This window comes from Aquabacterium sp., assembly GCF_004297345.1.
Lineage (GTDB): Bacteria > Pseudomonadota > Gammaproteobacteria > Burkholderiales > Burkholderiaceae_C > Aquabacterium.
Genome location: NZ_SCTN01000292.1, coordinates 1 through 1,810, shown reverse-complemented (window position 1 = coordinate 1,810; position 1,810 = coordinate 1). Strand labels below are relative to the sequence as shown.

At 65.0% G+C, this 1,810-nt stretch carries 2 protein-coding genes; both read left to right on the top strand.

All coding sequences use genetic code 11. The features are described 5' to 3' along the window. A partial coding sequence (locus EPO09_RS10215) for a multifunctional CCA addition/repair protein (RefSeq protein WP_290642748.1) occupies positions 1-1,068 on the top strand: 1,068 nt, incomplete at its 5' end. A gap of 77 nt (positions 1,069-1,145) precedes the next feature. Further along, positions 1,146-1,810: AMP-binding protein (locus tag EPO09_RS10210; protein WP_290642747.1), on the top strand; the 665-nt coding region annotated here is incomplete at its 3' end.

Here is a 1,810-nt window from a genome sequence, read left to right as displayed (position 1 = left end):
CAGACCAAAGAGGAATACGCCCTGGCGCGCACCGAGCGCAAGAGCGGCCACGGCTACCACGGCTTCCAGATCCACGCCTCGCCCGAGGTCACGCTCGAAGAAGACCTGATACGCCGCGACCTCACGATCAACGCGATGGCCCAAGACGAGGCCGGGCTGCTCGTCGACCCCTATGGCGGCCAACGTGATCTGCAAGCCCGCGTGCTCAGGCATGTCTCCGCCGCCTTTGCGGAAGACCCCGTGCGCGTCCTGCGCCTGGCCCGTTTCGCAGCACGTTTTCATGACTTCACCGTGGCCGACGAGACCATGGCCCTGATGCGCCAGATGGTGCAAGACGGCGAAGTGGACCATCTGGTGCCCGAACGCGTTTGGCAGGAACTGGCGCGAGGCATGATGGAAGACAGGCCCTCTCGCATGTTCGAGGTCTTGCGCGAATGCGGCGCACTGGCCAGGCTCTTGCCCGAGGTAGAGCGCCTGTGGGGCGTGCCACAGCGCGCCGACTACCACCCCGAGATCGACACCGGCGTGCACCTGATGATGGTCCTGGACATGAGCGCGCGGTTGCAGACGCCCCTGGCCGTGCGCTACGCCTGCCTCGGCCACGATCTGGGCAAAGGCACAACGCCACCCGATGTGCTGCCGCGCCATCTGGGCCACGAAGGCCGCAGTGCGCAGTTGCTCAAGCAGGTCAACGAACGCCTGCGTGTGCCGGTGGCGTGCCGCGAACTGGCCGATGTGGTGGCCCGCGAGCACGGCAATGTGCATCGCAGCGGCGAACTCAATGCGGCAGCGGTGCTGCGTCTGCTGGAGCGTTGTGACGCCATCCGCAAGCCACAGCGCTTTCGCGAAATTCTGCAAGCCTGCGAATGCGATGCGCGCGGCCGGCTGGGAAAAACCGAAGAGCCCTACCCGCAAGCTGCCCGCTTGAACCATGCGCTGGACCTGGCCCTGGCGGTCAGCACAGCGGACGTTTCTGCTGCAGCGCAGCAACGCGGCATGAAGGGCGAAGCCATCGGCCAAGCCATCCACCAGGCCCGCTGCGAGGCATTGATTTGTGGGGGATTCTGACGCGTTTGCTTCCTTGCTGTCGTCAGATGTTAAGTCGGTCATTCCCACAAACGGGCCCTGCGCACTAGACTGCCCGGATGGCCAGTCAAACGATCAACTTCATCCAATGGACAGGCGGTGTCCTGCGTACCGCCCCAGCTCTGCCCAGCGTGGTCAAGGGCTTGTGGAACCTCGTCACGCTCAAGCCTGACCAGATCGGATCGCTCGGCCTGCGCTACGCCGAACTGGCCGCCAAACAACCCGACGCACCCGCGCTGGTGTTCGAAGGCCGCACCTGGACCTACGCCCAATTCAACGCCTGGGCCAACCAGGTTGCCCACAGCCTGGAAGCCGCCGGCATTCGCCAGGGTGATTCGGTCGGCGTGCTGATGGAAAACCGCGCCGAGCTGATGGCCTGCGTGCTGGGCATCGTCAAGCTGGGCGGCATCGCCACCTTGCTCAACAACCAGCAACGCGGCGAGCCACTGGCGCACAGCCTGCGCATCACCAAGCCTCGCGTGGTGATCTTCGGCGAAGAGTGTGTTGACGCGTTTGACAGCATCGAGCCCGCGCAGCGCGCAGAACTCTGCCCGCAATGGTGGTTCGAAGGCGCCTCGATGCCACCTGCCGGCACGGATAGCTTGCGTCGCCGCACACTCAAGGCCGAGACATCCAACCCGCCGCAGACCGCGCAGATCAAGCTGCGCCAGCCCTGCTTCCACATCTTTACCTCTGGCACAACGGGCATGCCCAAGGCCTCGGT